Here is a 310-nt window from a genome sequence, read left to right on the forward strand (position 1 = left end):
GTATCAACATCAGCAGCGAAATCTACACTAGCACTAGCGTCTGACTGAGAACTGGCGACAGCTTGCTGTACTTTAGTATTACTAGCGAGTGACTGATCAGCGGGTTTTGAATGCTCTACGTCTGCTTCGATGGGCGCTGATGAATGAACGACTATCTCATCATCGTGTAGCGGACGAAATGCTAGCAAGCGCAGCAAGCACATCTCTAAAGACTGCATGGGCGTATTGGCTAAGCGAATGCCTTCACGCGCTTGAATAACAATCTCATAATATAGCTGTAGAGTCTCTGGACTAAGGCGCTGGGCAAGCT

The 310-nt window shown here is 48.1% G+C and carries 1 pseudogene; it reads right to left on the reverse strand.

The features are described from left to right. A pseudogene (locus FHK88_RS00235) lies at positions 1-310 on the reverse strand (DNA polymerase III subunit gamma/tau); the annotation flags it as partial.

Origin of the sequence: Psychrobacter sp. I-STPA6b (assembly GCF_020662265.1) — a bacterium.
GTDB lineage: Bacteria > Pseudomonadota > Gammaproteobacteria > Pseudomonadales > Moraxellaceae > Psychrobacter.